Source organism: Mesorhizobium sp. M7A.F.Ca.AU.002.02.1.1 (assembly GCF_003998535.1).
Taxonomy (GTDB): domain Bacteria; phylum Pseudomonadota; class Alphaproteobacteria; order Rhizobiales; family Rhizobiaceae; genus Mesorhizobium; species Mesorhizobium ciceri.
Window position 1 is genome coordinate 1 of sequence record NZ_RZPB01000343.1, and the last position, 6,289, is coordinate 6,289.

Consider the following 6,289-nt stretch of genomic DNA (forward strand, 5'->3'; position numbering starts at 1 on the left):
GAGCAGGGCAGGGTGGCCGCCTGCCATGCCTTTGGAGTGCCCTTGCCGCCGCCGCCGGAAACTTTCCCCTATGGCATCTATGCGGTGCCGGAAATCTCGACGGTCGGCCAGTCCGAAGAACAGGTGCGTGAGAGCGGTGCGGCCTACGAGGTCGGCGTGGCGCGTTTTCGCGAGACCTCGCGCGGCCACATCATGGGTGTCAACACCGGCTTCCTGAAGCTGCTGTTTTCGATCGAAACGCGCCGTCTGCTCGGCGCGCACATCATCGGCGAGGGCGCCACCGAGCTCATCCACATCGGCCAGGCGGTGATCAATCTCGGCGGCACCGTCGACTTCTTCGTCAACAACACCTTCAACTATCCAACGCTCGCCGAAGCCTACAAGATCGCTGGGCTGGATGCCTGGAACCGGATGGGAAGAGGGTAGGCCGGCTGGTCGTGGCGGCGAGCCTGTCAGCCTGCCTGCGCCACCGCCGCCGGTCCCGCCAGCCATTGCCTGACGATTGCCGCGTCGGCGCTGCCGAATTCATGACCTGATGAGACAATCCTGGCGTCGATCTCGGCGCCATGCCGACTGAGCAATGTCACCAGAGCAGGGGCGAAAGGCGCATAGGTGAGGTCGGCGGCGCCGGCGATCATCAGCACCCGCACCTTTGACAGCTCCGTCGCCGGCACATCATCGAGCACCGGCATCGGTCGCAGCAGCGCGGCGCGTTCGACAAGGCCCGGATGCAGCAGCATCAGGCTCGAAACCAGATTGGCGCCGTTCGAATAGCCGAGGAAAATTGTGCGCGAGAGGTCGAGATGATGGCGTGTGGCCGCGTCAGCGACGAAGCCCGCAAAGGCCTCGGTTTCGGTGCGGATGCTCGCCTGTTCGAAGCGCGTCGGCGTGATCCGCGCGAACCAGCGGAAACCATCCTCCTGGACAACGCGGCCACGCACCGCGACGAGCGTGGCACGCGGTGCGATCTCTCGCGCCAGCGGCACCAATGTCGTCTCGTCGACACCCGACCCATGCAGCAGGAAGAAGCAGTCGCCCGTTGAATCCGCCGCGCCGTAAAGCCGGTAGTGGAAGGCGAGATCACGCCGCAACGCACCATCTTGTGAGGTCTCGTCGATCATCGACCATCCTCTTGATTATATGACTTTTCGCTCAATTTGCCGGCTTCAAAACGCAATATTTTCAAGCCCCGCGAAAGTTGATTGAACCGGGCGCATTACAGTCCGTTTCTCCGCCGATAACATCCTTCGGGAGGAATCGAAGCGGTGCGCCGGGGGTCGCATTGCCGGTATGAACAACCAGCTTTGAGGCCTTTTTGTCGATGACCACCCAGATTTCCCCGGACCGCGATGCGCGTGTCCCAGACCGCGAGGCGCGTGTCCCGGACCGCGAGGCGCGTGTCCCGGACCGCACTGAGCGCGACACGCGCATCGATGTGATCCGTGCTCTCGCCTTGTTGACCATCTATGTCGACCATGTGCCGGGTACCGCCTTCGAGTATCTGACATACAAGAATTTCGGCTTTTCGGATGCGGCGGAGGTCTTCGTGCTGATCTCGGGAATCTCGGTCGCGCTCGCCTACGGCAAGAAATTCCAGCCTGGAAACCGGCTGCTGGCAACTTTGAAGATGTTGCGCCGCGCCGGTGTGCTTTATGCCACCCACATCGTCACCACCATGGTGGTGATGGCCATTTTCTGCGCTGCGGCAGTGTTTGCCAGGCGGCCGGAGCTTTTGACGATGATCAACATCGAGCCGTTGATCAAGAATACGCCGCAGGTGCTGATCGGCATCGTGACGCTCGGCCACCAACTTGGGTACAACAACATCCTGCCCGTCTATGCGGTGCTGCTCTTGCTGGCGCCGCTGTTCCTGCTCATTGTCAGCTATCGGCCGGTCCTGGCACTGGTGGCATCCGGCGCCCTGTGGCTGGTCGCGGGGATTTATCAGATTGCTCCGCCCAACTACCCCGAGCCCGGCTTCTGGTTTCTCAACCCGCTGTCGTGGCAGTTCCTTTTCAACATCGGCCTGGCGGGCACGCTGCATGTGCGTCGCGGCGGCACCATCCCGGTCAATCGCTGGCTGGTTGGGGCGGCCTTGGCCTACACCGTTGTGGCCCTGGTCTGGGTGCACAGCCCGCTCTGGGGGCATATCTCCTGGTTTGGCCTGCCTCCGGTGCTGACCGGTTTCGACAAGACGTTCCTGTCGCTGCCGAGGCTCCTGCATATACTCGCAGTGAGCTACCTGATCGTGGCATTCCCGGCGATCTCGAATCTGTTTCGCACCGGGCGCGATCATCCGCTTGCCATATTGGGCAAACGATCGCTGCCGGTTTTCATTGCCGGCACGGTGCTTGCAATGGCGGCGCAGGTGCTGAAGCTGATCAATCCGGGCGGATTTGCCTATGACAGCCTGTTGATATCGGCCGGCATCGTCATGCAGTTCGCGCTCGCCTACTATCTCGAATGGCTATCGGGCCTTGGCTGGTCCGCCAAAAGCAGGCCGGCTCACAGCGCCGCACCGCCCGTCCATGCTGCATCCTTCGCGATGCCGGGCATGGCGACAAGAATGGGCCGTTGAGCTCAGGTGGGCGAGGGGCCGGATGAGGCCCGCACCACGAGTTCGACCGGCAGCGATTGCCGGCTGAACGAACCATCATTTTCAAGGATCGCCTTGACGGCAAGGCGGCCCATCTCGGCGATCGGCTGGACGATCGTGGTCAGCGGCGGCTTGGAAACCGCCCCTTCCGGAACACCGTCGAAGCCGACGACAGAAACATCGCCCGGTACCGCAATGTCGTGCTGCCGCAGCCAGTCCAGCGCATGGAGCGCCATCCTGTCCGACATCGCCAGGATGGCTGTCGGCGCCTCGGCACCGGCGAAAATATGGTCGAGGCCGGCCCACACGCTCTTCTCGTCATTGACGGTCTCGTAGATCGGCACACGCGAGACGTCGATGTCGACGCGGGAGAGTTCCGCGAAATAGCCACGCAAGCGGTCCCGCGTAGCGGAATAGAGGGCCATTTCCACCTGCTCCCTTGTGGTAGGGCCGAAGCCTGCGTCGGCACAGGGCAGGGTAAGCACGGCAAAGCGGCGATGTCCGAGTTCGGTCAGGTGGCGGGCCGCCAGGCCGGCACCGGCGATGTTGTCGACGCCGATCGCCGCGACCGCATCGTCGTCGTCCGAATCGAGATCGAGCGCCACAAAGGGGAGCTTGCGTTCGCGCGCCAGTTGGACCAGCTTTGAGCCGCCATCGACACAGAAGACGATGAAGCCATCGACCAGCGCACTCTGGATGTTCCACGCGAGCTGCTCCCCATTGACGGCGGAGACCAGCGAAATCCCCGCACCGGTCGCGTCACAAGCCTGCGAGATGCTGGCCATCATCACCCGGGCAAAGGGATCGTCGAAGAAATAGGAGAGGGGTTCCGCGGTCGCGACACCGATGGCATTGACCTTGCCGGCGCGCAGCAGCCGGCCCTTGGGATCCGGTCCGCCATATCCCATGGCCTCGGCTGCCGCCTTGACCCGTTCACGGACCTCCTCGCGCACGATCTCCGGACGGGCGAAGACGTTGGACGCGGTGCCGTGCGACACGCCGGCTGCCTTGGCAATGTCCGCCAGCCGGACCGGTCTTGTCTTTGCAGAGATAAGTGGCGCCATCTTCGTCTCCTGAATTCTTCCCATTTAACACTTTCGTTGGATCGGTTCAAATTTTGGCTTGATCGTGGCTTCGATAGGGCCTATGTTTGAATCGATCCAAGGAAACGCCTGCTGGCAGAATTGGATCGATTCAACATCAAGTAGGGACTTGTGTCATGCATCCCGTCAATTTTCTGTTCGAAGACATTTACCGCAACGACTGGAGCATCTCGTCGAACACCGCGACGCAGAAGCGCCGCGGCAAAACCAGTCTATGGGTCCGCGAGTTGCGGTTCCTTGTGGAGCGCAAGCGGAGCTGATCGGGGTCGGTTTTTCGCACCTCTCGATTGGATCGATTCAGGCGCTGAAAGGAGCGCACATCATGCATCCCGTGAGCTATCTATTTGAAGACATCTATCGCAACTATTGGGGCATCGCGCCGGCTTCCGAACGGCCGGAGCGGCATCGGTTGGCCAAGCTGCGGCGGCGCAATCGCGAATTGCTTATCAAGCCCGAGCGCCGGCAGGATTAGCCGCCACGCTCGACGTTTGGTGCCGGCGGGCGTTCAGGACCGCACGCGCACCAGCGCCGAGGCAGCGATCGCCAGCCAGCCGGCAATGAGCAGCGTGCCGCCGATCGGCGCCGACAGCGGGAATAGCCGCGACCCGATGAAATCGCGGGCCAGCAGATCGCCGCAGAACAGCAGAAGCCCAACCAGCAGGATTAGGCTGCCGATGCGCAGGATCCGGTTCGCGCCAAGCAATCCGGCGGCAAGGAAGACCGGCGCATGCATCAGCAGGAACGATGCGGCGGTGCCAACGAAGGCGCCGCCGAGATGCGCTGCCGCGGCCGACAGCGCCACGCCGGCAGCACCGCAGAAGCCCCCGGCCAGGACGAGGATACGGCTGCTGTTGTCGGAAGGTCGTTCGGCTGTGCTCATGTTTGGGGCCCTGTGACGCCCAACCCCGTCAGGGCTTGCCGGCGTGGGCAAGCATGTCCTGCTCGCGGCGTGACTGTGCCAGCCAGTTATACACCGCGCCGCCGGCCATCAAGACGGATGTGCCCAGAAACACCGAACGCATGCCGAAATGACCACCGGCAAAGCCGCCGAGCAAGGGGCCGGCGACTTGCCCGACATATTGGGCGGAGATCGACAGCCCGAGCACATTGCCGCCGACCCCATCGGGAACATTGTGGCGGATCACGCTGGTGATGCAGGGCAACAGCCCGCCCAGCGCCAGACCCATCAGGAAGCGCAGGCCGATGAGTTGCCAGCTCTGCGTGACGAAGGCCTGCGGGATCAGCAGCAGCGCCGAGACGGCAAGCGCGCCGATGATGACGTTCCAGTGGCCGACGCGGTCGGCGAGCTTGCCCAGGCGCGAGGCCGACAGGATGGCGCCAAGGGCCGCCGCCGACATGACGACGCCTGATATCAGCGTCACGCGGCTCTGGTCCTCGATGAGCTGCTGCACATAGACGGTGATGATCGGCTCGATCGACATGGTGGCGAAGCTCAACAGCATGCCGGTCGCCAGCATGGCGACAACAGGCCGTTTGTCGGGGATTTGTGACCAGCCGCCTTTCCGCTTCTGCGTCGCTGCGGCGTCTGCTGTTTTCGGCCGGGGATTCTCCTTGATCAGAAACGTGGTCGCCAGGAATGCCAGGAAGATGACGCCGCCGGAGAGGAGAAAGGTGGCGCGGATGCCGATCAGCGGCGGCAGGGCGCCGCCAACCAGCGGACCGACCAGAGCCCCGCCCGTGATGCCGGCCGACAGCAGGCCCAACGCCCAGCCGGAACGCTCCTTCGGGGTCTGCATGGCGACGAGGATGGTCGATCCCGAGGAGTAGCCGCCGGCAAAGCCGATGAGCAGCCGCAGCAGCACCAGCTGCCAGACCGTCTGCACCATGCCGGTCAGCGACATGCATATGGCCATGCCGAAGCTGGCGCGAACCAGCATCACCTTGCGGCCATAGCGGTCGCCGAGACGTCCCCAGAGCGGCGCCACCAGCGCCGCCGCGAAGAACGTCGCGCCATAGGCAATCCCCGACCATTGCACGATCGCCGCGTGACCCTCGGCACCCAGCTGCTCGATATAGAGCGGCAGGAACGGCAGAAGCAGCGTCATGGCGACAAGCGTCGAAAACGAACCGGCGAAGCACACGAACAGATTGCGCCGCCAGTGGATGTTGTAGGTGCTGTCGTTCGCCGGGGGCGTGCTCTGCTGCATGTCGTGTGTCCTGTCCCAGCAACTCTTTTATCGATGCTTGCTGCGGATACCAATTTGGGATACCAAGATGGTGCACGTCATGGACGCAAGCTTGGCCGCTGTCAATGCAGCCTGTCGAACGTGATCGGCAAGACGATCGCAAACGGCCAAAAGGTGGAAACGACAATGTCGCAGATGCACAGCGTCGAAAAACAGCTTCGGCAGATGATCCTGGGCCTCGAGATCGGTCCCGGCGAAAAGCTGACCGAGCGCTGGATCGAGAGCCGTTTCGGTGCATCGCGAACCCCGGTCAGGGCAGCACTGCTGCGGCTCGAGACCGAGGGGCTGGTCGGCAGGGACGGGCGCGGCTGGACGGTGTCGCCGATCAATCTGGCTGAACTCGAGCAGATCGCCGTCTACAGGGAGGCGGTCGAGGTTGCGGC

Annotated in this window: 7 protein-coding genes and 1 pseudogene; 4 read left to right on the forward strand and 4 right to left on the reverse strand. The window is 63.2% G+C overall.

Annotated elements, in window-relative coordinates:
• A pseudogene (locus EN879_RS20360) lies at positions 1–426 on the forward strand (Si-specific NAD(P)(+) transhydrogenase); the annotation flags it as partial.
• A gap of 26 nt (positions 427–452) precedes the next feature.
• On the opposite strand, the gene EN879_RS20365 reads toward EN879_RS20360, so the two are convergent.
• Positions 453–1,121 carry an alpha/beta hydrolase gene (locus EN879_RS20365; RefSeq protein ID WP_063167759.1) on the reverse strand — a complete coding sequence of 223 codons (669 nt, stop codon included), beginning with the start codon at positions 1,119–1,121 and terminating at the stop codon, positions 453–455.
• A gap of 200 nt (positions 1,122–1,321) precedes the next feature.
• Here EN879_RS20365 and EN879_RS20370 point away from each other — a divergent pair, with 200 nt between their 5' ends.
• Positions 1,322–2,578, forward strand: a complete 1,257-nt coding sequence (locus tag EN879_RS20370; protein ID WP_082826437.1) for an OpgC family protein — start codon at positions 1,322–1,324, stop codon at positions 2,576–2,578.
• A 2-nt stretch (positions 2,579–2,580) separates the two neighbouring features.
• On the opposite strand, the gene EN879_RS20375 is transcribed toward EN879_RS20370, so the two are convergent.
• The gene (locus EN879_RS20375) at positions 2,581–3,660 is read right to left on the reverse strand and encodes a substrate-binding domain-containing protein (protein WP_063167760.1); all 1,080 of its coding nucleotides are present in this window, start codon (positions 3,658–3,660) and stop codon (positions 2,581–2,583) included.
• An 82-nt stretch (positions 3,661–3,742) separates the two neighbouring features.
• Here EN879_RS20375 and EN879_RS39060 point away from each other — a divergent pair, with 82 nt between their 5' ends.
• The gene (locus EN879_RS39060) at positions 3,743–4,171 is read left to right on the forward strand and encodes a hypothetical protein (protein WP_164746092.1); all 429 of its coding nucleotides are present in this window, start codon (positions 3,743–3,745) and stop codon (positions 4,169–4,171) included.
• A 33-nt stretch (positions 4,172–4,204) separates the two neighbouring features.
• Here the strand turns inward: EN879_RS39060 and EN879_RS20390 are convergent, their stop codons facing one another.
• Positions 4,205–4,579, reverse strand: a complete 375-nt coding sequence (locus EN879_RS20390; RefSeq protein WP_024504690.1) for a DUF423 domain-containing protein — start codon at positions 4,577–4,579, stop codon at positions 4,205–4,207.
• A 28-nt stretch (positions 4,580–4,607) separates the two neighbouring features.
• Positions 4,608–5,867, reverse strand: a complete 1,260-nt coding sequence (locus EN879_RS20395; protein ID WP_063167761.1) for a multidrug efflux MFS transporter — start codon at positions 5,865–5,867, stop codon at positions 4,608–4,610.
• Positions 5,868–6,032: 165 nt separating this feature from the next.
• On the opposite strand from EN879_RS20395, the gene EN879_RS20400 reads away from it, so the two are divergent.
• Positions 6,033–6,289, forward strand: a 257-nt coding sequence (locus EN879_RS20400) for a GntR family transcriptional regulator (RefSeq protein ID WP_164774480.1), incomplete at its 3' end; no start/stop codon positions are given.

Excerpts from the sequence above, each read along its gene's own strand:
- EN879_RS20375 (WP_063167760.1), bottom strand. The coding sequence starts at position 3,660 with ATGGCGCCACTTATCTCTGCAAAGACAAGACCGGTCCGGCTGGCGGAC.
- EN879_RS20370 (WP_082826437.1), top strand. The coding sequence starts at position 1,322 with ATGACCACCCAGATTTCCCCGGACCGCGATGCGCGTGTCCCAGACCGC.
- EN879_RS20395 (WP_063167761.1), bottom strand. The coding sequence starts at position 5,867 with ATGCAGCAGAGCACGCCCCCGGCGAACGACAGCACCTACAACATCCAC.
- EN879_RS20390 (WP_024504690.1), bottom strand. The coding sequence starts at position 4,579 with ATGAGCACAGCCGAACGACCTTCCGACAACAGCAGCCGTATCCTCGTC.
- EN879_RS39060 (WP_164746092.1), top strand. The coding sequence starts at position 3,743 with ATGTTTGAATCGATCCAAGGAAACGCCTGCTGGCAGAATTGGATCGAT.
- EN879_RS20365 (WP_063167759.1), bottom strand. The coding sequence starts at position 1,121 with ATGATCGACGAGACCTCACAAGATGGTGCGTTGCGGCGTGATCTCGCC.